General features: G+C 55.4%; 27 protein-coding genes. 19 read left to right on the top strand and 8 right to left on the bottom strand.

Annotated elements, in window-relative coordinates; all coding sequences use genetic code 11:
- Positions 1-13: 13 nt before the first annotated feature.
- Together grxB and mdtH are read right to left on the bottom strand one after the other, a co-directional pair.
- The gene (grxB, locus tag I6L53_RS13015; RefSeq protein ID WP_042319684.1) at positions 14-661 is read right to left on the bottom strand and encodes a glutaredoxin 2; all 648 of its coding nucleotides are present in this window, start codon (positions 659-661) and stop codon (positions 14-16) included.
- Positions 662-724: 63 nt separating this feature from the next.
- Entirely contained in the window at positions 725-1933 is a 1209-nt protein-coding gene (gene mdtH / locus I6L53_RS13010; protein ID WP_042319682.1) for a multidrug efflux MFS transporter MdtH, read from the bottom strand.
- 258 nt (positions 1934-2191) lie between these two features.
- Here mdtH and rimJ point away from each other — a divergent pair, with 258 nt between their 5' ends.
- From rimJ to murJ, 4 genes are all read left to right on the top strand, one after another.
- Positions 2192-2776 (top strand): ribosomal protein S5-alanine N-acetyltransferase, encoded by a 585-nt coding sequence (gene rimJ, locus I6L53_RS13005; protein ID WP_042319681.1) that lies wholly within the window; start codon positions 2192-2194, stop codon positions 2774-2776.
- A gap of 9 nt (positions 2777-2785) precedes the next feature.
- Complete coding sequence (locus tag I6L53_RS13000) at positions 2786-3433, top strand: YceH family protein (protein ID WP_042319680.1); 648 nt, start codon at positions 2786-2788, stop codon at positions 3431-3433.
- Position 3434: 1 nt separating this feature from the next.
- Positions 3435-4358, top strand: a complete 924-nt coding sequence (locus I6L53_RS12995) for a Gfo/Idh/MocA family protein (RefSeq protein WP_042319679.1) — start codon at positions 3435-3437, stop codon at positions 4356-4358.
- A gap of 110 nt (positions 4359-4468) precedes the next feature.
- Positions 4469-6004 (top strand): murein biosynthesis integral membrane protein MurJ, encoded by a 1536-nt coding sequence (gene murJ, locus I6L53_RS12990; protein WP_042319677.1) that lies wholly within the window; start codon positions 4469-4471, stop codon positions 6002-6004.
- A gap of 42 nt (positions 6005-6046) precedes the next feature.
- On the opposite strand, the gene flgN is transcribed toward murJ, so the two are convergent.
- The 3 genes from flgN to flgA all read right to left on the bottom strand — a co-directional run bounded on the left by flgN (position 6047) and on the right by flgA (position 7521).
- Positions 6047-6469: a flagella biosynthesis chaperone FlgN gene (flgN, locus tag I6L53_RS12985; protein WP_042319675.1), complete on the bottom strand. Its 423-nt coding sequence runs from the start codon at positions 6467-6469 to the stop codon at positions 6047-6049.
- Between the two features lie 8 nt (positions 6470-6477).
- Positions 6478-6771 (bottom strand): flagellar biosynthesis anti-sigma factor FlgM, encoded by a 294-nt coding sequence (gene flgM, locus I6L53_RS12980; RefSeq protein WP_042319673.1) that lies wholly within the window; start codon positions 6769-6771, stop codon positions 6478-6480.
- A 93-nt stretch (positions 6772-6864) separates the two neighbouring features.
- A complete protein-coding gene (gene flgA, locus I6L53_RS12975) occupies positions 6865-7521 on the bottom strand; it encodes a flagellar basal body P-ring formation chaperone FlgA (protein ID WP_042319671.1) in 657 nt (218 codons plus the stop codon).
- A 156-nt stretch (positions 7522-7677) separates the two neighbouring features.
- Here flgA and flgB point away from each other — a divergent pair, with 156 nt between their 5' ends.
- From flgB to flgL, 11 genes are all read left to right on the top strand, one after another.
- Positions 7678-8094 (top strand): flagellar basal body rod protein FlgB, encoded by a 417-nt coding sequence (gene flgB, locus I6L53_RS12970; protein WP_042319669.1) that lies wholly within the window; start codon positions 7678-7680, stop codon positions 8092-8094.
- A 3-nt stretch (positions 8095-8097) separates the two neighbouring features.
- Positions 8098-8502 (top strand): flagellar basal body rod protein FlgC, encoded by a 405-nt coding sequence (gene flgC / locus I6L53_RS12965; RefSeq protein WP_042319667.1) that lies wholly within the window; start codon positions 8098-8100, stop codon positions 8500-8502.
- 11 nt (positions 8503-8513) lie between these two features.
- The gene (gene flgD / locus I6L53_RS12960; RefSeq protein ID WP_042319663.1) at positions 8514-9212 is read left to right on the top strand and encodes a flagellar hook assembly protein FlgD; all 699 of its coding nucleotides are present in this window, start codon (positions 8514-8516) and stop codon (positions 9210-9212) included.
- Positions 9213-9237: 25 nt separating this feature from the next.
- Positions 9238-10518 (top strand): flagellar hook protein FlgE, encoded by a 1281-nt coding sequence (flgE, locus tag I6L53_RS12955; RefSeq protein WP_042319660.1) that lies wholly within the window; start codon positions 9238-9240, stop codon positions 10516-10518.
- 20 nt (positions 10519-10538) lie between these two features.
- The gene (flgF, locus tag I6L53_RS12950) at positions 10539-11294 is read left to right on the top strand and encodes a flagellar basal-body rod protein FlgF (RefSeq protein WP_042319657.1); all 756 of its coding nucleotides are present in this window, start codon (positions 10539-10541) and stop codon (positions 11292-11294) included.
- A 13-nt stretch (positions 11295-11307) separates the two neighbouring features.
- Positions 11308-12090, top strand: coding sequence for a flagellar basal-body rod protein FlgG (gene flgG, locus I6L53_RS12945; RefSeq protein WP_042319653.1), 783 nt, complete (start codon positions 11308-11310; stop codon positions 12088-12090).
- A 57-nt stretch (positions 12091-12147) separates the two neighbouring features.
- Positions 12148-12846 carry a flagellar basal body L-ring protein FlgH gene (flgH, locus tag I6L53_RS12940; protein WP_042319652.1) on the top strand — a complete coding sequence of 233 codons (699 nt, stop codon included), beginning with the start codon at positions 12148-12150 and terminating at the stop codon, positions 12844-12846.
- A gap of 12 nt (positions 12847-12858) precedes the next feature.
- A complete protein-coding gene (locus I6L53_RS12935; protein WP_042319650.1) occupies positions 12859-13956 on the top strand; it encodes a flagellar basal body P-ring protein FlgI in 1098 nt (365 codons plus the stop codon).
- Positions 13956-14906, top strand: coding sequence for a flagellar assembly peptidoglycan hydrolase FlgJ (gene flgJ, locus I6L53_RS12930; protein ID WP_042319647.1), 951 nt, complete (start codon positions 13956-13958; stop codon positions 14904-14906). Before I6L53_RS12935 ends, flgJ begins: the two co-directional genes overlap by 1 nt.
- 65 nt (positions 14907-14971) lie before the next feature.
- Positions 14972-16612, top strand: coding sequence for a flagellar hook-associated protein FlgK (gene flgK, locus I6L53_RS12925; protein ID WP_042319645.1), 1641 nt, complete (start codon positions 14972-14974; stop codon positions 16610-16612).
- A 14-nt stretch (positions 16613-16626) separates the two neighbouring features.
- Positions 16627-17580, top strand: a complete 954-nt coding sequence (flgL, locus tag I6L53_RS12920) for a flagellar hook-associated protein FlgL (RefSeq protein ID WP_042319643.1) — start codon at positions 16627-16629, stop codon at positions 17578-17580.
- An 83-nt stretch (positions 17581-17663) separates the two neighbouring features.
- Here flgL and I6L53_RS12915 read toward each other — a convergent pair whose 3' ends face one another.
- Positions 17664-18857 (bottom strand): MFS transporter, encoded by a 1194-nt coding sequence (locus I6L53_RS12915; protein WP_042319641.1) that lies wholly within the window; start codon positions 18855-18857, stop codon positions 17664-17666.
- 110 nt (positions 18858-18967) lie between these two features.
- On the opposite strand from I6L53_RS12915, the gene I6L53_RS12910 reads away from it, so the two are divergent.
- Positions 18968-19903, top strand: coding sequence for a LysR family transcriptional regulator (locus tag I6L53_RS12910; RefSeq protein WP_042320090.1), 936 nt, complete (start codon positions 18968-18970; stop codon positions 19901-19903).
- 40 nt (positions 19904-19943) lie between these two features.
- Here the strand turns inward: I6L53_RS12910 and rne are convergent, their stop codons facing one another.
- Positions 19944-23228: a ribonuclease E gene (gene rne / locus I6L53_RS12905; RefSeq protein ID WP_042319639.1), complete on the bottom strand. Its 3285-nt coding sequence runs from the start codon at positions 23226-23228 to the stop codon at positions 19944-19946.
- A gap of 572 nt (positions 23229-23800) precedes the next feature.
- On the opposite strand from rne, the gene rluC reads away from it, so the two are divergent.
- Positions 23801-24754 (top strand): 23S rRNA pseudouridine(955/2504/2580) synthase RluC, encoded by a 954-nt coding sequence (rluC, locus tag I6L53_RS12900; protein ID WP_042320088.1) that lies wholly within the window; start codon positions 23801-23803, stop codon positions 24752-24754.
- Positions 24755-24831: 77 nt separating this feature from the next.
- On the opposite strand, the gene I6L53_RS12895 is transcribed toward rluC, so the two are convergent.
- Positions 24832-25416 carry a Maf family protein gene (locus tag I6L53_RS12895; RefSeq protein WP_042319634.1) on the bottom strand — a complete coding sequence of 195 codons (585 nt, stop codon included), beginning with the start codon at positions 25414-25416 and terminating at the stop codon, positions 24832-24834.
- 197 nt (positions 25417-25613) lie between these two features.
- On the opposite strand from I6L53_RS12895, the gene yceD reads away from it, so the two are divergent.
- The gene (gene yceD / locus I6L53_RS12890; RefSeq protein ID WP_042319630.1) at positions 25614-26135 is read left to right on the top strand and encodes a 23S rRNA accumulation protein YceD; all 522 of its coding nucleotides are present in this window, start codon (positions 25614-25616) and stop codon (positions 26133-26135) included.
- 16 nt (positions 26136-26151) lie between these two features.
- On the top strand, positions 26152-26325 hold the full coding sequence (rpmF, locus tag I6L53_RS12885; RefSeq protein WP_000290727.1) for a 50S ribosomal protein L32: 174 nt from the start codon (positions 26152-26154) through the stop codon (positions 26323-26325).
- The last annotated feature ends 61 nt before the right edge of the window (positions 26326-26386 follow it).

Raw genomic sequence — 26386 nt, 5'->3', positions numbered from 1 at the left:
CCGCCGGCGAACGTTAAATTGCCATGGATGATAACAGATTGATCTGCGTCTGTTTCGCCATATTATCGCGATAGTCTGCGACGCGTGTTGGCCAGTTAATACCGGCCACCAGCGTCAGGTTACGCAGCAGAGGAAATAACTGGATGTCATCTTCGGAAAGTTCACCGTTCACGCCATTTGGTTGCACGATGAGCTTGTCCAGTGCGCGTAAATCATCACTGATTTTTTTGGTCAGGCCAGCGGAATGTGCCAGATGATCGGCAAAACTGCCGATCATCGCCTCTTTCTTTTCAGTAAAGTATTTGCGCGCTGAAGGCGAGGAAAATTCATCAAACGCAGATTTTGCGAAGCGGGGTAGCAGCAGGTGGTTGGCGTAGCTGTTCACTTTGCGCAGCCACTCGTCAATGGCCGGGTTTTTCTTACCGGTGAGCAGCGGTTTGCCATCCAGCTTGTCGACGTAATGGACGATGTCCATGCTTTCCGGCAGATAGCGGCTGTCGTCTTTTTGCAGAATAGGCACCATTTTCTGGCCAATCATTCGGGTTGGGGTTTCGTCATCGTCGTTGGCCAGGACATTCAGTTCGACAGGGATATTTTTGAGGCCAAAAATCATGCGGGCTTTGATGCAGAAAGGGCAGTGATCGTAAATATAAAGCTTCACGTTTCTCCTCCATTTGACTGTCAGTTCCCTTTCAGTATGGAGGAGACACGCGCAGGTATCAAATCAGGCGCCGGGTTCCAGCATGCCGCGCGGCGTGCGCTTGTGACTGAATTGCCAGCCCAGCGCCAGGAAGGTGATGACGCCAATAATCCCCAGCATCATCCACGGCAACTCCGGTTGCTGGAGCAGTTTCCCCATATCAAACAGCCAGCCGCCGCCGATATACCCGATAGCACCACCTATGGCTAATCCCAGGCGGCTAAAGCCCATATAGCTGCCGCGCGCCCGGGCATCTGACAGCGAGGCGCTGAGCGTTTCACGGGCAGGTTCGGCAATGATCGAACCAATATAGAAGGTGCAAATCAGCGTGAACAACTGCTGTAAGTCACTCACCAGTCCGACAGGTAACATACTCAGTGACATCAGCAGCAGACCGGCCATCAGACGATGCTCAAGACGAAACCGTTTTTCGCTCCAGCGCGCAATAGGGTACAGCAGCGTCAGCGAGAGGCAGGCCTCAATGGCATACATCCATTTCACGGCTGAAGGCGAACCGGCGATGTCGTTGACCATAATCGGCAGCATCAGCATCACCTGTACTGCCAGCATGTAATAACCCGCCAGCGTCAGTACATAGGTGACAAAGCGTTTATCACTGAGCACCCGACCCATCCCTTCCCGTACCGGAATGCGAACGGTAGAGAGCTTCCACGCAGGCAGCAGCCAGGCGTTAAAGGCGGCGCAAAGCACGAACAATATTGCTCCGGTGGCGCAAACCAGACGGAAGTCATACTGCAACAGCCAACTGCCTAACAGCGCGCCGATAACAGCGCCCGCGCTGTCCTGCATCATCAATATTGAGAAGAACCGACCCCGTTGATGCGGGCGAATCAGTTTCACAACTAATGCCGAACGCGGCGGATCGAACAACGTACCGCCGAGACCGGAGAGGAAACAGGAGAACCACAAAAGCCAGGGTTCGTGGGCGATTCCCATGGTGGCAAACCCGGCGGCGCGCATCAGCATGCCGGTGACGATCATCGGTTTCGCGCCAAAGCGGTCGGCGATTGCACCGCCAAAAATCCCCAGTCCCTGCTGTATGAACTGGCGCAGGCCCAGCGCAATGCCGACCATAACGGCAGCCCAGCCCATTTGATCGACGAAACGAATTGAGATCAGCGGGAACACAACGAAGAAGCCCAACACGACCAGCATATTATCGATGAGCAGGAAAGTTTTACCCAGGTTCCTGGCCTGCGAGACACGCGACATTTCCCCTCCCGGGAAAATACTCGTCACATTTCGAGTATATAAAGCGAAGTATCTCCTATTCTGGGGCTTCGCTGCCTTTTTGCCCACCCTTGCCGGGACAATATTTTTTTATCAAAAGTCCATCTTGATAGAGAGTTTTCATCAAAATGGAGGAATAATTCAAAAAATGGCAAATTGCACTTTTCACAGGGCGGTTTTGCACAGGTATAGTAAGTCAATCAGGGTGTAACGGCGATTCGGGAAGGAGCAGGAATATCTATGTTTGGCTATCGCAGTAACGTGCCAAAAGTGCGCTTAACCACCGACCGCCTGGTCGTGCGTTTAGTGCATGAGCGTGATGCCTGGCGTCTGGCAGATTATTACGCGGAAAATCGTCATTTCTTAAAACCTTGGGAACCGATTCGTGATGAAAGCCATTGTTATCCGTCCGGCTGGCAGGCACGGCTCGGCATGATTGCCGAATTTCACAAGCAAGGTTCTGCGTATTACTTTGCACTGTTGGATCCTAATGAAAAAGAGATCATCGGGGTGGCAAACTTTTCTAACGTGGTGCGTGGATCTTTCCATGCCTGCTACCTGGGCTATTCCATTGCACAGAAATGGCAGGGACAGGGGCTAATGTTTGAAGCGCTGACCGCCGCTATCCGTTATATGCAGCGCACGCAACATATTCACCGCATTATGGCGAACTACATGCCGCACAATAAACGCAGCGGCGATTTACTGGCGCGACTCGGCTTTGAAAAAGAAGGCTACGCGAAAGATTATCTGTTGATTGACGGGCAATGGCGCGATCACGTGCTGACGGCGTTAACGACATCAGAATGGACCGCAGGTCGGTGAGGATACCTTATGAAATATGAATTAACTGCCGCTGAGGCTCGCGTGATTGGCTGTCTGCTCGAAAAACAGGTCACAACACCGGAGCAATATCCGCTCTCCGTTAATGGCGTGGTCACCGCCTGCAATCAGAAAACTAACCGCGAACCGGTGATGAATATGGCGGAGCGCGAGGTACAGGAGCAGCTCGACAATCTGGTGAAACGCCATTTCCTGCGCACGGTCAGCGGTTTTGGTAGTCGCGTTACCAAATACGAGCAGCGCTTTTGTAACTCGGAATTTGGTAATCTGAAACTGAGTCCGGCGGAAGTGGCGCTGGTCACGACGCTGTTGCTGCGCGGTGCGCAGACCCCTGGCGAGTTGCGCAGTCGCGCATCGCGGATGTATGAATTTAGCGACATGGCGGAGGTGGAGACGACGCTGGAGCATTTGGCAACGCGGGAGGATGGCCCTTACGTCGTTCGTCTGGCACGGGAACCGGGTAAGCGTGAAAGTCGCTATATGCATCTGTTCTGCGGCGACGTGCATGAGCAGGTTGCGCCGGTCGATGAGTCACAGGTGGCGACGGGAGATTTACAGGCCCGCGTCGAGGCGCTGGAAAGCGAAGTCGCCGCGCTGAAACAACGGCTCGAGTCGCTGCTGGAACATCCGGGAGAGTAACGTGACTACATTACGTATCGGGGTGGTCGGTCTGGGAGGGATCGCCCAGAAAGCCTGGCTACCCGTACTTGGCAACGCCAGTGACTGGACGTTACAGGCCGCCTGGTCGCCATCACGTGAGAAAGCAGAGAAAATCTGCGCCGCCTGGCGCATCCCGTATGCCGGGTCGCTGACTGACCTTGCTGCTGATTGCGACGCGGTGTTTGTCCACTCCAGCACGGCGACCCACTATGCCGTGGTCAGTGAATTGCTCAATGCGGGCGTACATGTCTGCGTTGATAAGCCGCTGGCGGAAAATTTGGCTGATGCCGAGCGGCTGGTGGCGTTGGCGGCGAAGAAAAAGTTAACGTTGATGGTGGGATTTAACCGCCGCTTTGCGCCGTTGTACCGTGAGCTAAAGGCTGGAATGGGGGCCGTAGCCTCTCTGCGAATGGATAAACACCGTACCGACAGCGTGGGGCCCCACGATCTGCGGTTCACGCTGCTGGATGACTATCTGCATGTCGTTGACACCGCGTTGTGGCTGGCGGGCGGTAACGCGCAGATCAGCAGCGGGACGCTACTCACCAATGACGCGGGCGAGATGCTGTACGCAGAGCACCATTTCGCTACCGGTCAGTTGCAAATCACGACGAGTATGCATCGCCGGGCGGGAAGTCAGCGCGAGAGCGTGCAACTGGTGACCGATGGCGGGCTGATTGACGTGACGGATATGCGCGAATGGCGTGAAGAGCGCGGGCAGGGCATGGTGCACAAACCGGTTCCCGGCTGGCAAACCACGCTTGAACAGCGCGGATTCGCCGGCTGCGCGCGCCATTTTGTGGAATGTATACAAAATCAGACGGTTCCGGAAACCGCCGGTGAGCAGGCGATCCTGGCCCAGCGCGTGGTGGAAAAGCTCTGGCGCGAGGCGATGAGCGAATAACCCCCTGTAACATCTGGCGGTAGTAATTCACCGTAATCCAGGTAGACTAAGCGCCTCTTCCAACGCCTGCACTGCAGGCGTTTTGCCGTAGGGTCTGGAATAAAAAAGCAATGAACCTATTAAAATCGCTGGCCGCCGTCAGCTCAATGACGATGTTTTCACGTGTGCTGGGTTTTGCACGTGACGCGATTGTCGCCAGAATCTTTGGTGCCGGGATGGCAACCGATGCCTTTTTTGTGGCATTCAAATTACCCAACCTGCTACGCCGCATATTTGCGGAAGGGGCCTTTTCTCAGGCCTTTGTCCCTATTCTGGCTGAATACAAAAGCAAACAGGGCGAAGATGCCACCCGCGTGTTTGTCTCTTATGTTTCTGGATTGCTGACGCTGGCGCTTGCCGTGGTCACCGTCGCCGGGATGCTGGCGGCACCGTGGGTGATCATGGTGACGGCACCGGGTTTTGCCGATACTGCCGATAAGTTTGCGCTGACCACCAAACTGCTGCAAATCACCTTTCCGTACATCCTGCTGATTTCGCTGGCGTCACTGGTTGGGGCGATCCTCAATACCTGGAACCGCTTCTCAATTCCGGCGTTTGCTCCCACGTTTTTAAACATCAGCATGATTGGTTTCGCGCTGTTCGCCGCGCCGTATTTTAATCCGCCAGTACTGGCGCTGGCATGGGCAGTCACCGTCGGCGGCGTGTTGCAACTGGTTTATCAGCTTCCGCATTTGAAAAAAATCGGCATGCTGGTGCTGCCACGGATTAACTTCCGTGATGCGGGTGCGATGCGCGTCGTGAAGCAGATGGGGCCGGCGATCCTCGGCGTCTCTGTCAGCCAGATCTCACTGATCATCAACACTATTTTTGCCTCCTTTCTCGCGTCCGGCTCGGTTTCGTGGATGTACTATGCGGACCGCTTAATGGAATTCCCCTCGGGTGTACTGGGGGTAGCGCTGGGAACCATCCTGCTGCCGTCGTTATCGAAAAGCTTCGCCAGCGGCAACCATGATGAATACAACCGCCTGATGGACTGGGGACTGCGTCTCTGCTTCCTGTTGGCGCTGCCCAGCGCGGTGGCAATTGGGATTCTGTCAGGGCCATTGATTACCTCATTGTTTCAGTACGGCAAATTCACCGCCTTTGATGCGATGATGACGCAGCGGGCACTGATTGCTTATTCCGTGGGATTGATAGGGCTGATAGTGGTGAAAGTACTGGCACCGGGCTTCTATTCGCGTCAGGACATCAAAACGCCCGTTAAGATCGCCATTGTCACGCTTATCATGACCCAATTAATGAACCTTGCGTTCATTGGCCCGCTGAAGCACGCCGGGCTGTCGCTGTCGATTGGTCTTGCCGCCTGTCTGAACGCGGGGCTGTTGTACTGGCAACTGCGCAAGCAGAAAATTTTCACGCCACAACCCGGTTGGATGCGCTTTTTGATCCGCCTGATTATCGCCGTGCTGGTGATGGCAGCCGCGCTGGTTGGCATGTTGTATATCATGCCGGAGTGGTCGCAGGGGACGATGCCGTGGCGTTTGCTTCGTCTGATGGCGGTGGTGATTACCGGTATTGCAGCCTACTTTGCCACGCTGGCGGTGATGGGTTTTAAAGTGAAAGAGTTTGCGCGCCGGACGGCGTAATCGAACCATTCCGGATGGCGAAATAAAGCCATCCGGAAATCATCAAATAGAGAATTTTTTCCCGCCACGAGAGGCAGAAGAGGGTTGACCGTTCGCACCGTACAGCGACGGTTCCTGATACGGCTTCAATACCTCAAGCGCTTGTTGATTGCGCTGAATCTGATCTTCCAGCAGCCAGCCGTTATGCTGATTCAGATCACGTAAGTGCTGCGTTTTATCAGTAATCGCTTTCCAGCGCTCGGCAACATCATCGTTCGCACTACGCTGTGGATCTTGTTCCAGTCGTCGCTGTTGTTCCAGATAGTCCAGGGTCGCCAGCAGAGAACTTTTTTCTTCTGTAATACGCTGCAACTGGCTACCGTTGATATGGCCCACGGAGAGTTGTTGCTGTTCGGCGTCCATTACCGTTTTCAGGTCATTCAGCACAGCCGTCATTTGATCGAGTATTTCTGACAAGCGAGTCATACGGTCAGTTACTCACTCTGGAGGTAGCTCTGCGTCTCGCGGATCAGCGAGTCGGCAATTTTCCCCGTGTCCATCTTCAGCTCGCCGTTACGAATAGCGGTTTTGAGTGCCTCAACGCGTTCCATGTTGATATCGCCCGCGCCAGGCTGCATCAGTTTTGCCTGAGCATCGCTTAACGTCACGCTGGTACTGGTTGCCGTCGAGGTTTTTTCCTGACGCGCTTTGAGTACCGGCGCATCCGTGGTTTCTCGCGCCTGGACGGTGCTAACGGGTTTCAAAGGTGAGGTACGGTCAATGCTCATTTTTATCATCCTCATCGAGGGGTTATGCTGTAGCGGTCAGCTATCATCTGATGTGTAATCACTATCGGCAGCCGCGATAAAATCTTTAACTCATTATAGGTTAATAAGAATATTCCCATCAGGATCGACAATACCGCTGACAATCTGACCCGATAACATTCTCACTCGTGCGTTCTGCGCTACCGCCGCATTGTTCAGGGCTTTACCTTCCGCATTGACGCTAAATCCATCGCCGTTGGCAACCACCTGTACGCGCTGTCCGGCCTTAATTCGCCACGCCTGACGCAGCATACTGAGCTGGATGGCTTGCCCTGGCGCCAGATCGCGCAGGCTTACCGCGTCCTGGACCTGGCTGATATCCAGCACGGTGCGGGGAGGGAGCTGGTCAAGCCGTCCACGTTTTAGCGTAACGCTGGCCGGGCCAAGCGTTCCACCACGGGAAACGGGGGCGGCGGCAACCACATAGTTTCCCGTCGCCTGCACGTTGACCTGCAGGTAACGTTTTTCATTGGCGCAACGTGCCAGCACATTCACGTTTCCCCACAGTTTTGCCCCGCTCATGCTGAACGTCGGCGTTTCACAATGCGGCAGCAAATTGGGCGGCGTCCGGACGGTAACGACCACATCGTCGCTGAATCCAGCCAGACGCTGGACGAACCAGTCGTTCAGTTGTGCATTCAAATCCTGGGCCAGCGTCAGGGGACTGAACAGCAGCGCCAGCATGGCTAATCCACGTTTTAACGTTTGCATTGTCACCTCCCACCGTTTTCGCAATGACAGGATTCTACCCGTGTGACGCAACCATCAACGCAACAAATAGCGACCCATTTTGCGTTTATTCCGGCGATAACGCGCGCGTAATGGGATTTAAGCTGTCGGCTGAATTTTGTCATCTGCGGGGGAGATATGCTCGATAAGCTCGATGCCGCTTTACGTTTTCAACAGGAAGCGCTGAATCTGCGCGCCCAACGGCAAGAGGTGTTAGCCGCCAACATTGCTAACGCCGATACGCCGGGGTATCAGGCGCGCGATATGGATTTTGCCAGTGAGTTAAAAAAAGTCATGGTGCGTGGACGGCAAGAAACCAGCGGCGTGTCGCTGGCATTAACCTCCGCCCAGCATATTCCTGCCCAGGCCATCACGGCCCCGTCTACGGATCTGCTCTACCGCATTCCCGACCAGCCTTCGCTCGATGGCAACACCGTCGACATGGACCGGGAGCGCACGCAGTTTGCAGATAACAGCCTGAAGTACCAAATGAGCCTGACTGCCTTGAGCGGACAGATTAAAGGCATGATGAACGTGCTACAGGGAGGGAACTAATCCGTGGCGCTGCTGAATATTTTTGATATTGCCGGTTCGGCATTAACGGCGCAGTCCAAGCGTCTGAACGTGGCCGCCAGTAACCTGGCCAACGCCGACAGCGTTACGGGACCGGATGGTCAACCGTATCGCGCGAAGCAGGTGGTCTTCCAGGTAGATGCTGCGCCTGGCGCGGCAACGGGCGGTGTGAAAGTTTCTGACGTCATTGAGAGCCAGGCTCCGGACAAACTGGTCTACGAGCCAGGCAATCCGCTGGCCGATGCCAATGGCTACGTGAAGATGCCTAACGTTGATGTCGTCGGTGAGATGGTTAATACCATGTCGGCCTCCCGCAGCTATCAGGCTAACGTCGAAGTCCTCAACACCGTTAAAAGCATGATGCTTAAAACGCTGACACTGGGCCAGTAAAGGAGACAGCCATGTCTATTGCGGTAAACGTTAACGATCCGACTAACACCGGTGTGAAAAGCTCCAGCAGCGGCAGTTCACTGACGGGCAGTAACGCGTCCGATCTGCAAAGCAGCTTTCTGACGTTGCTGGTGGCGCAACTGAAGAACCAGGATCCAACCAACCCTATGCAGAACAACGAGCTGACCACGCAGCTCGCGCAGATTAGCACCGTCAGCGGTATTGAGAAGCTCAATACCACGCTCGGATCGATTTCCGGGCAGATCGACAACAATCAGTCGTTGCAAGCCAGTACGCTGATTGGCCATGGTGTGATGATCCCGGGCACCACCGTTCTGGCGGGCAAAGGCACCGAAGAGGGGGCCACCACCACGACCACGCCGTTTGGCGTTGAGTTGCAACAGCCGGCTGACAAAGTCACCGCCACCATTACCGACAAAGACGGCAAAGTGGTACGCACAATTGAGATTGGCGCGCTGAAGGCCGGTGTCCACACCTTTACCTGGGATGGCACCCTGACCGATGGCACGACGGCGGCGAACGGCTCGTATAACGTGGCGATAACCGCCAGTAACGGTGCGACACAGCTGGTGGCGCAACCACTACAGTTCGCTCTGGTGCAAGGGGTGATTCGCAGCAGCAGCGGTAACACCCTGGATCTGGGCACTTACGGAACCACCACCCTCGACGAAGTACGGCAGATAATCTAAGCCTTCACACTAATCAGGAGTCATCATGGCTTTTTCACAAGCGGTTAGCGGCCTGAATGCCGCAGCCACCAACCTCGATGTCATCGGTAACAACATCGCCAACTCCGCGACCTATGGTTTTAAATCCGGTGCGGCATCCTTTGCAGATATGTTTGCCGGTTCGAAAGTCGGTCTGGGGGTAAAAGTCGCGGGTATCACGCAGGACTTTACCGACGGCACGACCACCAACACCGGTCGGGGTCTGGATGTCGCCATTAGCCAGAACGGCTTTTTTCGTCTGGTCGACAGCAACGGTTCGGTTTTCTACAGCCGAAACGGTCAGTTCAAGCTCGATGAAAACCGCAATCTGGTCAACATGCAGGGTATGCAACTGACCGGCTATCCGGCAACCGGTACGCCGCCGACCATTCAGCAAGGGGCGAACCCGGGGCCGATCACCATCCCAAATACCCTGATGGGGGCGAAAAGCACCGATACCGCCGCGATGCAGATCAACCTGAACTCAACGGATAAGCTGCCTGCGAATACGCCTTTCAAACCAACAGACGCTGACAGCTACAACAAACGCGCACCCGTAACGGTGTTCGACAGTCAGGGTAATCAGCATGATATTAACCTGTATTACGTTAAGACCGGCGATAACACCTGGGATATATGGACTCAGGACTCCAGCGTGGCCAACTCGCCGCTGGTGAAATCCGCACAGATGACATTTGATAAGAACGGCTCGCTGGATACCGTAAAAGAATATACCGAAGTTGCACCTGTTCCACCCGCTACCGAACCAACCTGGACGCTGGGGGCGGCGAATGCCACGCCTTCATTCGAGATCACCACGGGGACAGTGAATGGTGCGGTTCCCGCGACCTTCACCCTTAGTCTGCAGAACTCCATGCAGCAGAACACCGGGACTAACGCTGTCATTGCCACCACGCAAAACGGCTACAAACCGGGCGATCTGGTCAGCTATCAGATTAACGACGATGGCACAGTGGTTGGTAACTATTCCAACGAACAGAAGCAGGTGCTTGGGCAGATCGTGCTGGCGAACTTCGCCAACAACGAAGGTCTGGCCTCCCAGGGGGATAACGTCTGGGCCGCCACGCAGGCGTCCGGTGTGGAACTGCTGGGGACGGCGGGGACCGGTAACTTCGGTAAGCTGACCAACGGCGCGCTGGAATCTTCGAACGTGGATCTGAGTAAAGAACTGGTGAACATGATCGTCGCTCAGCGTAACTATCAGTCAAACGCGCAGACCATCAAGACTCAGGACCAGATCCTCAACACGCTGGTTAACCTGCGCTAAGCGCCTGACGGGATAACGTAATGGATCACGCAATCTATACCGCAATGGGAGCGGCCAGTCAGACGCTGAACCAACAGGCCGTCACGGCCAGCAATCTGGCGAATGCCTCGACGCCGGGATTTCGTGCGCAGCTCAATGCGCTGCGCGCCGTGCCGGTCGAAGGGCTGTCGTTGCCAACGCGTACGCTGGTTACGGCGTCTACGCCGGGGGCCGATATGACGCCGGGCCAGATGGATTACACCTCGCGTCCGCTGGATGTGGCGTTACAGCAGGACGGCTGGTTGGCGGTGCAGACCGCGAACGGCAGCGAAGGGTATACCCGTAACGGCAGCATTCAGGTTGATCCGACCGGACAGTTGACCATTCAGGGGCACCCGGTGATTGGCGAGGCCGGGCCGATTGCGGTTCCGGAAGGTTCGGAAATCACCATCGCGGCAGACGGCACGATCTCTGCGCTAAATCCCGGCGACCCGGCGAATACCATCGCGCCGGTGGGTCGTCTGAAGCTGGTGAAGGCCGAGGGTAATGAAGTGCAGCGTGGTGACGACGGAATGTTTCGTCTGACCGCTGCCGCACAGGCAACCCGGGGGCCGGTGTTGCAGGCCGATCCGACCATTCGCGTGATGTCGGGAGTACTGGAGGGCAGCAACGTCAACGCGGTGTCCGCCATGAGCGACATGATTGCCAGCGCCCGTCGTTTTGAAATGCAGATGAAGGTTATCAGCAGCGTGGATGACAACGCTGGCCGCGCTAACCAACTGCTGTCGATGAGTTAATACAGGACATTTTATGATCAGTTCATTATGGATCGCCAAAACCGGCCTGGACGCACAGCAAACCAATATGGATGTGATTGCCAACAACCTGGCAAACGTCAGCACCAATGGTTTTAAGCGCCAGCGCGCGGTGTTTGAAGATCTGCTTTACCAGACGATTCGTCAGCCTGGCGCGCAGTCTTCTGAGCAAACCACGCTGCCGTCCGGTCTGCAAATCGGTACCGGTGTGCGTCCGGTCGCGACCGAACGTCTGCACAGCCAGGGCAACCTGTCGCAAACCAACAACAGTAAAGACGTTGCCATTAAAGGCCAGGGGTTCTTCCAGGTCCTGTTGCCGGATGGTACATCAGCGTATACCCGCGATGGGTCATTCCAGGTTGATCAGAACGGTCAACTGGTGACCGCTGGCGGCTTTCAGGTTCAGCCGGCGATTACCATTCCGGCTAACGCCCTGAGTATCACGATCGGTCGTGATGGCGTCGTGAGCGTGACCCAGCAGGGACAGGCGGCACCCGTTCAGGTTGGTCAGCTTAACCTGACGACCTTCATGAACGATACCGGTCTTGAGAGCATCGGCGAAAACCTGTACACCGAAACCCAGTCTTCCGGCGCGCCGAACGAGAGCACACCGGGTCTGAACGGGGCCGGTCTGTTGTACCAGGGCTATGTTGAGACGTCCAACGTCAATGTCGCGGAAGAGCTGGTCAACATGATTCAGGTTCAACGCGCTTACGAAATCAACAGCAAAGCGGTCTCAACGACCGACCAGATGCTGCAAAAACTGACGCAACTTTAAGGCGTTGTCCGGTGAGGCTACCGTCTCACCGGCACCCTGATTCAGAAGATAAAGGCAATGCAAAAAAACGCTGCGCACGCTTACCCGATCATGGCCCTGCTGGTGGTTTCACTGTCAGGATGTGCCTGGATACCTTCCACTCCGCTCGTGCAGGGCGCGACCACGGCGCAGCCTGTTCCTGGCCCGACGCCGGTGGCAAATGGTTCGATTTTTCAGTCCGCGCAGCCCATCAACTATGGCTATCAGCCTCTGTTTGAAGACCGCCGTCCGCGCAACATCGGCGACACGTTGACCATCGTACTCCAGGAAAACGTCAGCGCCAGTAAGAGCTCCTCCGCCAACGCCAGTCGCGATGGCAAAACTAACTTTGGTTTCGATACCGTCCCACGCTATCTGCAGGGGTTATTCGGCAACGCGCGAGCGGACGTCGAGGCTTCCGGCGGTAACACCTTTAACGGTAAGGGCGGGGCCAACGCCAGCAATACCTTTAGCGGCACGCTGACGGTGACCGTCGATCAGGTGCTGGTTAACGGCAATTTACATGTCGTGGGTGAAAAACAGATCGCCATTAACCAGGGCACTGAGTTCATCCGCTTCTCCGGGGTTGTGAATCCGCGCACCATCAGCGGCAGCAACTCCGTTCCGTCAACTCAGGTTGCGGATGCACGTATTGAATATGTCGGTAACGGCTATATCAACGAAGCGCAAAATATGGGCTGGCTCCAGCGTTTCTTCCTTAACCTGTCGCCGATGTAAGCGAGGTCTCCCATGTTGAAATCTGTTGTTGGACTGGTACTGGTCCTCGCCGCCACGCTGGCGCATGCCGATCGCATCCGCGATTTGACCAGCGTGCAGGGCGTGCGTGAAAACTCGTTAATTGGCTATGGTCTGGTGGTGGGGCTGGATGGGACGGGTGACCAGACCACCCAGACCCCCTTTACCACCCAAACCCTGAACAACATGCTCTCGCAGCTCGGGATCACTGTGCCGACCGGGACGAACATGCAGTTGAAAAACGTCGCGGCGGTCATGGTCACCGCCTCCTTCCCGGCCTTTGGCCGTCAGGGGCAAACTATCGACGTGGTCGTCTCCTCGCTGGGGAACGCGAAAAGTCTGCGCGGCGGTACGTTGCTGATGACGCCCTTGAAAGGGGTCGACAGTCAGGTGTATGCGCTGGCGCAGGGAAACATTTTAGTTGGCGGGGCCGGGGCGTCCGCAGGGGGCAGCAGCGTGCAGGTGAACCAGCTTAACGGCGGTCGGATCACCAACGGGGCTACAATTGAACGTGAATTGCCCAGTCAGTTTGGCGCGGGTAACACGCTGAATCTACAACTGAATAATGAAGATTTCGCCATGGCGCAGCAGATTGCCGACACCATCAACCGGTCGCGAGGCTTTGGCAGCGCCACCGCGCTGGATGCGCGTACGATTCAGGTTCGTGTGCCGAGCGGCAACAGTTCTCAGGTTCGCTTCCTGGCGGATATCCAGAATATGGAGGTGAACGTGACGCCTCAGGATGCGAAGGTGGTGATCAACTCGCGTACCGGTTCGGTGGTGATGAACCGTGAGGTGACGCTGGATAGCTGCGCCGTTGCGCAGGGGAATCTTTCCGTCACCGTTAACCGTCAGGCCAACGTAAGCCAGCCGGATACGCCGTTTGGCGGCGGTCAGACGGTGGTAACGCCGCAAACGCAGATCGATCTGCGCCAGAGCGGGGGTTCGCTGCAAAGCGTCCGCTCCAGCGCCAATCTGAACAACGTGGTTCGTGCGCTGAATGCGCTGGGGGCGACGCCGATGGATCTGATGTCAATCCTGCAGTCCATGCAGAGCGCCGGTTGCTTGCGCGCAAAACTGGAAATCATTTGATGATTAGCGACAGCAAACTGATGGCCAGTGCCGCCTGGGATGCGCAATCGCTGAACGAACTGAAGGCGAAGGCGGGTCAGGACCCGGCGGCTAACATCCGTCCGGTAGCCCGTCAGGTGGAAGGGATGTTCGTCCAGATGATGCTGAAAAGCATGCGTGAAGCACTGCCGAAAGATGGCGTCTTTAGCAGCGATCAGACGCGTCTGTATACCAGCATGTATGACCAGCAGATTGCGCAGCAGATGACCGCCGGAAAAGGACTCGGGCTGGCGGAAATGATGGTTAAACAGATGACGCAGGGGCAGGTACAGCCTGCGGAAGAAACCCCGCAGGTGCCGATGAAGTTCCCGCTGGAAACGGTGACCAGCTATCAGAATCAGGCGCTGACGCAGCTGGTGCGTAAAGCGATCCCGAGAACGCTGGAGAGCAATGATGAACCACTTTCCGGCGACAGCAAAGACTTCCTGGCGCAACTGTCCCTTCCTGCCCGTCTGGCCAGTGAACAGAGTGGCGTACCGCATCACTTGATCCTCGCGCAAGCGGCACTGGAATCAGGTTGGGGCCAACGGCAGATCCGCCGGGAAAACGGCGAGCCGAGCTTCAACCTGTTTGGTGTGAAGGCCTCCGGCAACTGGAAAGGGCCGGTGACGGAAATCACCACCACTGAATATGAAAACGGCGAAGCGAAGAAGGTGAAGGCCAAATTCCGCGTATACAGCTCCTATCTCGAAGCACTGTCGGATTACGTCGGTCTGCTGACCCGTAATCCGCGCTACGCAGCCGTGACCACGGCCGCCACGGCAGAGCAGGGCGCACAAGCGTTGCAGAGCGCGGGCTATGCCACCGATCCAAACTATGCGCGTAAATTGACCAGCATGATCCAACAGCTGAAGTCGATGAGCGAAAAGGTGAGCAATGCCTACAACACGAATCTCGACAATCTCTTCTAAATGGCTCAAGTCCCGTGACCTGCTGCCGATAATGATCTGTAACTGAAGGATTAAAAGGAACTTCCATGTCCAGCTTGATTAATAACGCCATGAGCGGGCTGAGCGCGGCTCAGGCGGCGCTGAATACTGCCAGTAACAACATTTCCAGCTATAACGTTGCGGGCTATACCCGGCAGACGACCATTATGGCGCAAGCCAATAGCACGCTGGGTGCCGGTGGTTGGGTGGGCAATGGTGTCTATGTTTCGGGTGTACAGCGCGAATATGATTCGTTCATTACTAATCAGCTGCGTGCAGCGCAGAATCAGAGCAGCGGCCTGACGACCCGTTATGAGCAGATGTCCAAAATTGACAACCTGCTGGCCAGCAAAACCAGCTCTGTTTCCGCTTCAATGCAGGACTTTTTCACCAGCCTGCAAACGCTGGTGAGTAACGCCGAAGACCCGGCGGCGCGTCAGACGCTGATTGGCAAGGCCAACGGGCTGGTTAACCAGTTTAAAACGACCGACCAGTATCTGCGCGACCAGGATAAACAGGTCAATATCGCGATCGGCTCCAGCGTGGCTCAGATCAACAACTACAGTAAGCAGATTGCCAGTCTGAACGACCAGATCTCGCGTCTGACCGGCGTGGGGGCCGGGGCATCGCCGAATGACCTGCTTGATCAGCGCGACCAGTTGGTCAGCGAGCTGAATAAAATTGTCGGCGTGGAAGTCAGCATTCAGGACGGTGGTACTTATAACATCACCATGGCGAACGGCTATTCGCTGGTACAGGGCAGCAATGCACGTCAGTTAGCGGCCGTACCATCGCAAGCCGATCCTTCGCGTACCACCGTTGCCTATGTAGATTCCATCGCGGGCAATATCGAAATTCCGGAAAAATTGATTACGACCGGTTCACTCGGCGGATTGCTGACCTTCCGTTCTCAGGATCTGGATCAGACGCGCAATACGCTGGGGCAACTGGCACTGGCGTTTGCTGACGCATTTAATCAGCAGCACAGGGAAGGTTACGATGCGAATGGCAATACCGATGTCGATTTCTTTAGCATCGGTAGTCCGGCAGTGCTTAAAAATGGCAAAAATACCGGCACGGCGGCTGTCAGCGCGGAGGTGAAGGTTGCCTCTTCGGTCCAGGCGACCGACTATAAAATGGTGTACGACGGCGCGAAATGGCAGGTCACGCGTTTGGCTGATAATACCAGCTTCGAAGCGACAGAAGTGGGCGGGAAACTGACCTTCGATGGACTGGAAGTGACCATAGGGGCGGGAGCAGCTAAAAATGATAGCTTCACCTTAAAACCGGTCAGCGACGCCATCATTAACATGGGCGTGAAGGTCACCAACGAATCGCAAATTGCGATGGCAGAGAGCGCAACGGCAGGTGAGAGCGACAACCGCAATGGTCAGGCGCTGCTGGATCTGCAAAAAAAAGACACCACGGTGGGCGGCTCAAAATCGTTTAACGATGCCTATGCTACGCTCGTTAGTGATGTGGGTAGCAAAACCGCGACGCTGAAAACCAGCAGCACCACTCAGGGCAACGTGGTGACGCAGTTGAGTAATCAGCAACAGTCTATTTCCGGCGTCAACCTTGACGAAGAGTACGGCAACCTGCAACGTTTCCAGCAGTATTACCTTGCTAACGCCCAGGTGTTGCAAACCGCCAACTCTCTGTTTGATGCACTGCTGAGTATTCGCTAAGGGAGCAGGAAACGATGCGTATCAGTACCCAAATGATGTACCAGCAGAACATGCGCGGTATTACCAATTCCCAGGCGGAATGGATGAAATACGGTGAGCAGATGTCGACGGGGAAGCGGGTGATCAATCCGTCTGACGATCCCATCGCCGCGTCGCAGGCCGTCGTGTTGTCACAGGCGCAGGCGGAGAACAGCCAGTTCGCCCTGGCGCGGACCTTTGCCACGCAGAAGGTTTCGCTGGAAGAGAACGTGTTAAACCAGGTGACGACGGCGATACAGAGCGCGCAGGAAAAAATCGTCAGCGCCGGTAACGGGACGTTAAGCGACGATGACCGCGCCTCGCTGGCAACTGACTTACAGGGGATCCGCGATCAGTTGATGAACCTGGCAAACAGTACCGATGGTAACGGTCGCTATATTTTTGCCGGTTTTAAAACGGAAACGGCCCCGTTTGCGCAGGCTGACGGTACCTACAACGGCGGTTCGGAGAATATCACTCAGCAGGTGGATACTTCCCGCTCGATGGTCATCGGCCACACAGGCGACAAAATCTTCAACAAGATCACCAGTAATGCGGTGCCAGAACCCAACAACGGCACGTCCGAAACCAACCTGTTCAGAATGCTGGATTCAGCGATTGCCTCATTAAATTCCCCTGTGGGTGATGATGCCACGCTGAAAGAACAGTCGAAGGCGGTGATTGATAAAACAAACCGTGGCCTGAAGAACTCGCTCAACAACGTACTGAGCGTACGTGCGGAACTGGGTACTCAACTGAGTGAGCTAAGTTCTCTGGACTCGCTGGGTACCGATCGCGCATTAGGGCAAACGCAGCAGATGAGTAATCTGGTGGATGTGGACTGGAATGCGGCGATTTCGTCTTATGTTATGCAGCAGGCGGCGCTCCAGGCATCCTATAAAGCCTTTACCGATATGCAGGGGATGTCGCTGTTCCAGCTCAACCGCTAATACCGATTTGAAACATATCATGAAACTGGGTATGTTTTGTCTGCCCGCTCCTTCTCACCCCGGAGCGGGCATTTTTTTTCCGGTTATACGCTAACGCGCCGATGGGCAGATGAACGCTTTCCCGCGACTCTGATGACCAACGCAATGGCGCCACTGAGGGTGGACAGCGTGACGACGCCTTGCCAGTTCGCCAGTTCGTAGAGTTGACTGCCGAGCACTGAACCCAGTGCCATACCGATAAAAACGACGCTGAACAGCAGCGCGTTCAGGCGACCCCGGGCCTGTGGCTCCAGGCTATATACCAGGTTCTGGTGCGCTACCAGGCTGGATTGCAGTCCCAGATCAAACCCAACGGCGGAGAGCGCAATGAGCAACCACTGACCGTAAACGGGGAGGGTGGGTAGCAGGAACATCAGCGCGAAAGAGACGGTGACCAGCAACGCTCCCAACTGTGTCACTTTTTCTGCCCCCACTTTATCCGCCAGATGGCCTGCCAGTGGTGCTGCCAGCGCCCCGGCGGCACCGGCGATACCAAATGCGCCTGCGGCGGCGCTACCCATCTGATAGTGTTCGGCGAGCATTACGGCCAGCGTTGACCAGAACGCGCTGAACGCGACGGACAGAAAACCCTGAGCCAGTGCGGCACGACGCAGTGCCGGATAGCGACGCCATAGCTGCGCCAGACTCACCATCAGCGCGGGATAACGCAACGTGGAATGGGTGGCGAACGGGGGCAGAACTTTCCATAGCAGTACGCCGACCAGCGCGATACTGAGCGCCGCGAGTTGATACATTTCTCGCCAGCCAAAGGCTTCCCCGACCAGACCACTTACGGTACGTGACAGCAAAATGCCCAGCAGCAGGCCGGTCATCACCGTTCCTACTGTTTTTCCCTGCTTACCTTCGGGGGCCAGAATGGCCGCTGCCGGGACGATATCCTGCGCCATCGTGGCGGCCATCCCCAGCAACAGACTTACCGTCAGCAGTGAATGCAATTGCCCGGAGAGGCTACAGGCCAGTAACAGCAGGGCGAGCGCCGCGCTTTTTACCAGAATAAGCGTTCGCCGATCGTAACGGTCACCAAGCGGCAATAAAAACAGGATCCCCAACGCATAGCCAACCTGCGTTAACGTGGGAACCAGACCCATGCCGGTGATGCTGAGTGCTAAATCGGCCCCCATTAACGGTAGTAACGGTTGTGCATAGTAGATGGCGGCAACGCTAAAACCCGCGCCCAGCGCCAGAACAAAGATTAGCCAACGAGACGGTGTGTTCATTTCAAAATCCTCAATTACAGGTGTGAGGCTATTTTTCTCTGAACGACGGTGGTCTGGTAGCCAGCGAAGTGGTAAAACCGTTATACGTAATGTGTATGAGCATTTTGGAAATGAAAAAGAATGAGCGTATAGACAGAGTGGAACTGATGCGGACGTTTGTGCGCATCGTGGAAGCTGGTTCGCTGTCAGCGGCTGCTCGTCAGCTAAATACCACCCAGGCGACGATCAGCCGACGATTGCAGTCGCTGGAGGCGATGTTGGGGGTGAAACTGGTATTGCGTACTACCCACGCCATGAAACTGACTGACGACGGTGAGCGTGGATATCAACATGCCAAACATATTATTGATGCCTGGCTGGCGCTGGAAGATGGTCTCAATGTGACGGAGGATGAGCCTGTCGGCATGCTGCGCGTGCGGGCGCCGCATGCTTTTGGTCAGCAACAACTCCTCACGCCGTTACTGAGTTTTTTAGCGCGCTATCCCAATCTGTCGGTTGAATGGATGCTCAATGATAAGACCGTCGATTTTCTCAGCGACAACATCGACTGCGCGATCCGCGTCGGTGCGGAGGTCGATCCGGCGACGGTTTCTGTGCTGTTAGCGGAAGTTCCGCGTAGCGTGGTTGCAACACCTGCGCTGTTGGCACAGTTTGATGCCATCACGGTGCCAGAACAGCTATCGTCACTGCCCTGGATTGCAATCAATACGTTCTACCAGCATAACGTTTCGCTCACCCATCAATACCGCCGGGAACCGGTGACCTTTCCGATTGCACCGCGACTGAGTACTGACAGTATCTACGTGGCGCGCAATGCCGCGCTGGCGGGGTTAGGCGTGGCGGTAGTGTCAAGCTGGACGGTGACCGAAGATATCGCGCAAGGGCGACTCGTCGAGTTAGTGCCTGACTGGCAGGCTACACCTTTACCGGTGCATCTGGTCTACCCGTGGGCGCGTTATTATCCTGGTCGCCTGCGTAAGTTTCTGGAATTAATGAAAAAGGTAATGCCGGAACTGGCGGGCATGCGGCGGCCAGAAGTGGAATAAAAAAAGCCGACCCTGAGGTCGGCTTTTTATGCTATCGATATTACTCGACTGGTTGAGGACGGGTCGGGCCAGCGGACGCATGTTGCGTTGCGCTGTGACCGCCTGCGGCACCTTTGCCATCAAAGACAAAAGCTGGGCGCTGCCAGTCACTGTGGCGCGACGCTTCCGGCACATATTCCGGCGCTGGCGCACGGGTCATCGGGGCGGTTGCGTGGCGGTGCTCAGCAACAGATTCTGCCGCTACCGGCGCTGCGATTTCTGCAACTGGTTCAACGTCAGCGGTCTCAACGACCGATGCAGGCACTGTTGGCGCTTCAACGACCACCGGCGCTTCAACCGGTTCTGCAGCCACTTCAGGCTCTGCAACCCCTTCAGGTTCAACGGCTACAGGTTCTGGCGCAACAACTTCAGTCGCTACAGCCACCGCTTCGGGTTCTACTGCGACGACTTCAGGCGTCTCTTCAACTACCAAAGCCGTTTCCTGCGTTTCAGCAACAGGTTCTGCCTGAGCGGCAACGTCTTCAGCAACCGGGACATCGGCGTCGGTAATCATTTGCGGTTGCTCAACAACCGGTGCGGCAATCACTTCCGGATGAGAGGTTTCAACGACCGCTTCAGCCTGAACCGGAGCATCAGTTACCTTTTCAACTACGGTTTCAACAGCCGGTTCGACTGCGGCAACAGTTTCAACGGCAGCAACTACCGCTTGCGGTTCGGTCACAACCGGTTGCGCCTGCACTTGTTCGATTTCCTGTGCTTCTGGCTGCGCATCCTGAGGACGCGCTACCGGGTAGCGGATCCACACTTTGCCAGACGCCATTTCCGGAGAAGCGCAAGCAACCGTCAACGGCATCGGCGACTGCAGAGGGTAGCGCTCATCACGGTAACGACGGCGACGCTGACCGCTCACGCGCAGATGGCGTGGGGAACGGCGTGAACGACGCGGCATACCGGCATTATCACGCGCTTCACCGTTGTCATCCTGCTCAGAAGCAACTTCTGTTACAACAGGCAGCGGGACTTTAACCAGCTCAGTACGTTGCGCCGGCGCGGTCTGCTCTACAACCGGAGTGATGACGCTCTCTTCAGTGGTGGTCTCTACCGCTTCTGCTTCGGGCGCATTGTTGTAGCGGACTTTCTGGTTCAGTTGACGCTGTTTTCGGCGCGGCTGAGCCTGGCGAACGCGCTCTTCCTGTTCCGTTTCCGGGGTCTGCTGCTCGTCAAGGTTCAGTGCTTTCACTTCCTGCTGAGCCTGACGTTTGTCTTCGTTACGACGGCGATTGCGTTCGCGACGCGGTTGCTGCTGCTCGTCACCGGACTTCGCTTTATCCGCTGCATCGGTGGATGACTGACGGTTATCGCGGGACTCGGCATTTTGCTGCGCATTGCGGCGATTGCGGCGGTTCTCGTCGCGGTTTTCACCATTCTCTGAACGGTCACCACGATTGTCGCGGTTGTCACGGCGTTCGCTGCGATCGTTACGGTCGCGGCGGTTGTTTTGACGCTTACGGCGATCCTGTTGACGTTCCGGCTTCTCAGCGACTGCAGGTGCTGGTTGCTCGGCGGGTTTCGTTTCTTCGCTACCGCTAAACAGCGATTTCAGCGCGCCAATGAAACGGCTCAACAGACCCGGCTCCGCAGGGGCAACTGGCGCAACGGCAGCCTTCGGCGCAGCGGCTTTCACTGGCGGTTCGGCAGGTGTTGGCGCAGGCGGAACTTCCGGCATCGCAAACGTGGCAAGGGCAGGTTGTTCCGGACGTTTACGTTCGGCGAACTCTTCTTCAGACGGTAACGCCATCGCTTCTTCATGCAGCTTCGGCAGCATGTAGCTCAGGGTCGGCGTCTCTTCACCTTTACGCACGCGCAGCACAGAGTAGTGCGGCGTTTCCATCTGATCGTTTGGCACGATCACACAGCGCACGCCATCCTGACGGGTTTCAATCGCATTAACGGCCGTACGCTTTTCGTTGAGCAGATAAGAGGCGATCGGCACAGGCACAATCGCGTGAACTTCCTGAGTATTCTCCTTCAGCGCTTCTTCTTCGATCAGACGCAGAATAGACAGGGACAGCGACTCGTTATCACGCACGGTGCCGGTACCGCTACAGCGCGGGCAGACGTGATGGCTGGACTCGCCCAGCGATGGGCTCAGGCGCTGACGGGACATCTCCAGCAGGCCGAAGCGAGAAATATGGCTGATCTGGATGCGCGCACGATCCTGACGAACCGCTTCACGCAGACGGTTTTCAACCGCACGCTGATGGCGTACCGGGGTCATGTCGATGAAGTCGATAACGATCAGGCCGCCGAGGTCGCGCAGGCGCAACTGACGAGCGATCTCATCGGCCGCTTCCAGGTTGGTGTTAAACGCCGTTTCTTCGATATCGCCGCCGCGGGTTGCGCGAGCGGAGTTGATGTCGATGGCGGTTAACGCTTCAGTGCTGTCGATAACGATGGAGCCGCCGGAAGGCAGACGCACTTCACGCTGGAAGGCGGACTCAATCTGCGACTCGATTTGGTAGTGGCTGAACAGCGGGATTTCACCGGTGTAGAGCTTGATTTTGCTGCTGAAATCCGGACGACCCAGCGCCGCAATATGCTGACGCGCCAGTTCGAGCACTTTCGGGTTATCGATGAGGATTTCACCGATATCCTGACGCAGATAGTCGCGGAAGGCGCGAACAATCACGTTGCTCTCCTGGTGGATCAGGAACGGTGCAGGGCGGCTTTCAGCGGCTTTCTGGATGGCTTCCCAGTGTTTCAGACGGAAGCTTAAGTCCCACTGCAGCGCTTCGGCTGATTTGCCTACGCCCGCCGTGCGCACGATAAGCCCCATGCCGTCAGGCAGTTCAAGGCTTGCCAGCGCTTCTTTCAGTTCTGTACGGTCGTCGCCTTCAATGCGACGAGAGATGCCACCCGCGCGCGGGTTGTTTGGCATCAGAACCAGATAGCTACCCGCCAGACTGATAAAAGTGGTCAGCGCAGCGCCTTTATTGCCGCGTTCTTCTTTATCAATTTGCACAATGACTTCCTGGCCTTCGCGCAGCACATCTTTGATGTTTGGACGACCATGAGCGTTGTAATTGGCGGGGAAATATTCGCGGGCAATTTCTTTTAACGGGAGGAAACCGTGACGTTCAGCACCGTAATCAACAAAAGCGGCTTCCAGACTCGGTTCAATACGGGTAATTTTGCCTTTATAGATGTTCGCTTTTTTCTGTTCATGTCCAGGACTTTCAATATCCAGGTCGTACAGACGCTGCCCATCTACAAGGGCAACACGCAACTCTTCCTGCTGAGTTGCGTTGATTAACATTCTTTTCATCGTAACTTACTCATTATTCTTACATTGACGACTAAGCTGCGGGCAGAGTATTGCCTTTCCGGGTGTGAACCGATGGCCTCGTGTCTATTCGCGTCGCCAACCTCACGGTTATCGTCAGCTCAAAGAGGCGCAGAGTGTCGGTTGCCTGTGTTTCATACGGAAACACAGCGCAATTATCAGGGGAACCGCCTGGGTATTACTCTCCAGAGAAGATCCGATCTACCGGTAAGGACTGCAACCCGCAGCCCGCTAACTGTCTGAAAGATCAATACGTCTTACGCCATTGCTGCGTGGATGATCGTTCGGACAAAATGGGTCTTTCCGTAAAATTCCTTGTTTTAACAAGATTCAGCACGGAAGCGGTGACATTATTCCACTGCTAACCTTGTTATAGCAAGATGACTTTTACCATTTATCACCCACTTACTCACAGTTTTTTCACTTCTGCCCGGTGATTGGTTTAATAACCACCAAATCAGTCATGAAGCGCGTGAGTGAGGAAGGATAAAGATAAATATAAGCATAGAAAAATGAGTGGCGCTAATCCTTATGGCTATTTAGAATCGGCCCCCATGAAAACAGAGACTCCATCCGTAAGAATTGTTGCTATTACTGCTGACGAAGCGGGGCAACGCATCGATAACTTTTTGCGCACACAACTTAAAGGTGTACCGAAGAGTATGATTTATCGCATTTTGCGTAAAGGCGAAGTGCGGGTGAATAAAAAACGCATCAAACCCGAATACAAACTGGAAGCAGGCGATGAAGTGCGTATTCCGCCAGTGCGCGTGGCTGAGCGTGAAGAAGAGGCCGTTTCACCGCATCTGCAAAAAGTGGCGGCGCTGGCTGACGTCATCCTTTATGAAGACGACCATATTCTGGTGCTAAACAAGCCGTCGGGAACCGCGGTGCACGGGGGAAGCGGGTTAAGCTTTGGCGTGATTGAAGGACTGCGTGCACTGCGACCGGAAGCACGTTTTCTCGAGCTGGTACATCGACTTGACCGCGATACGTCGGGCGTGCTGTTAGTGGCGAAAAAACGCTCGGCGCTGCGTTCTCTTCATGAGCAACTGCGTGAGAAGGGGATGCAGAAGGATTATCTCGCACTGGTCCGTGGGCAGTGGCAGTCGCATGTCAAAACGGTACAGGCACCTTTATTGAAGAACATTCTGCAAAGCGGCGAACGCATTGTGCGGGTGAATCAGGAAGGCAAACCATCGGAAACGCGTTTTAAGGTAGAAGAGCGCTACGCCTTTGCCACGCTGGTTCGCTGTAGCCCGGTAACAGGCCGTACGCACCAAATTCGTGTCCACACGCAGTATGCGGGACATCCTATTGCCTTTGATGACCGCTACGGCGACCGTGAGTTCGATAAACAACTGGCGGGAACGGGCTTATCGCGTCTGTTCCTGCATGCGGCGGCGTTGAAGTTTACCCATCCGGGCACGGGTGAGGTATTGCGCATCGAAGCGCCGATGGACGATCAGTTGAAGCGCTGTTTGCAGGCGTTACGTAAACCCGCCTGATTGCCGCGAACGCAACTTATCAGGCCTACAAATCATGCGTAGGCCTGATAAGCGTAGCGCCATCAGGCAAGACACGGTTATGCTTTGAGCGGGTTCATCTCCTCCCGACGTAACATTTGGCACAGCGCGATCAGCGGCAAACCAATCAGCGTGTTGGGGTCGCGACCTTCCAATCGTTCAAAGAGCGCAATCCCCAGTCCTTCGCTTTTAAAACTCCCTGCGCAGTGCAGCGGGCGCTCTTTGCGCACATAGTCTTCAATTTCCGTTTCGCTGAGATGACGGAAGTGAACATCAAACGGCTCCACCTCTGTCTGCAAATGTCCCGTCGCGGAGTTATACAGCGCCAGTCCGGTATAGAACGTAATGATATTGCCGCTGGCTTTGGCTAGCTGCTGGCAGGCTTTCTCTTCCGTTAAGGGCTTACCGGTGATTTCACCGTCCAGCACACACACCTGGTCGGAACCAATAATAAGATGCGCCGGAAAGCGGTGTGCCAGCGATTGCGCTTTCTCTTGCGCAAGGCGAGTAACTAAGTGGCGAGGACTCTCCGCGGGCATTGGCGTTTCGTCTACCTCAGGGGCCGCGCATTCAAAGGGCATCGCCAGTTTTTCCAGCAGGGCGCGGCGCCAGGGAGATGTGGAGGCAAGAATGAGATTAGGCATATTTTTTCCACCAGATATAGCGTATTGATGAGAGCCATTTTAAACTATGCTCTTCGTCTTCCAGGTGTGCCACTTTGGCCTCTCCTGAGCGAAAATAAGTCTGTAAACCGCAATGTGTGCGAATTATTGGCAAAAGGCAACCGCAGGCTGCCTTTTTCTTTGACTATATGACGTTACAAAGTTAATATGCGCGCCCTATGCAAAAGGTAAAATTACCCCTGACTCTTGATCCGGTTCGTACGGCTCAAAAACGCCTCGATTATGAAGGTATCTTTACTTCTGATCTGGTAGAGCGCGTCGCCGATTCTGTAGTCAGTGTGGACAGTGATGTGGAATGCTCCATGTCGTTTGCTATCGATAACCAGCGTCTTGCCGTCATTACCGGCGATGCGAAGGTGTCGGTAACGCTCGAATGTCAGCGTTGCGGGAAGCCGTTTCCTTATCATGTTCACACAACGTATTGTTTCAGTCCGGTTCGTTCTGACGAACAGGCTGAAGCACTCCCGGAAGCGTATGAGCCGATTGAGGTTAACGAATTCGGTGAAATCGATCTGCTTGCAATGGTGGAAGATGAAATTATCCTCTCCTTGCCGGTAGTTCCGGTGCATGATTCTGAACACTGTGAAGTGTCCGAGGCGGACATGGTCTTTGGTGAACTGCCTGATGAAGCGCAAAAACCAAACCCATTTGCCGTATTAGCCAGCTTAAAGCGTAAGTAATTGAGGAGTAAGGTCCATGGCCGTACAACAGAATAAACCAACCCGTTCCAAACGTGGCATGCGTCGTTCTCATGACGCTCTGACCGCAGTCACCAGCCTGTCTGTAGACAAAACTTCTGGTGAAAAACACCTGCGTCACCACATCACTGCCGACGGTTACTACCGTGGCCGCAAGGTAATCGCTAAGTAATCACGCATCCGCGTGATGAAGCTTAGTGAGGAACTTCCCCGTTGCTACGGGGAAATACCAA

The sequence above is a fragment of the Citrobacter farmeri genome (assembly GCF_019048065.1).
Classification (GTDB): domain Bacteria; phylum Pseudomonadota; class Gammaproteobacteria; order Enterobacterales; family Enterobacteriaceae; genus Citrobacter_A; species Citrobacter_A farmeri.
The sequence above is the reverse complement of the archived record's forward strand: the minus strand, read 5'-3'. Positions and strand labels throughout refer to the sequence as shown.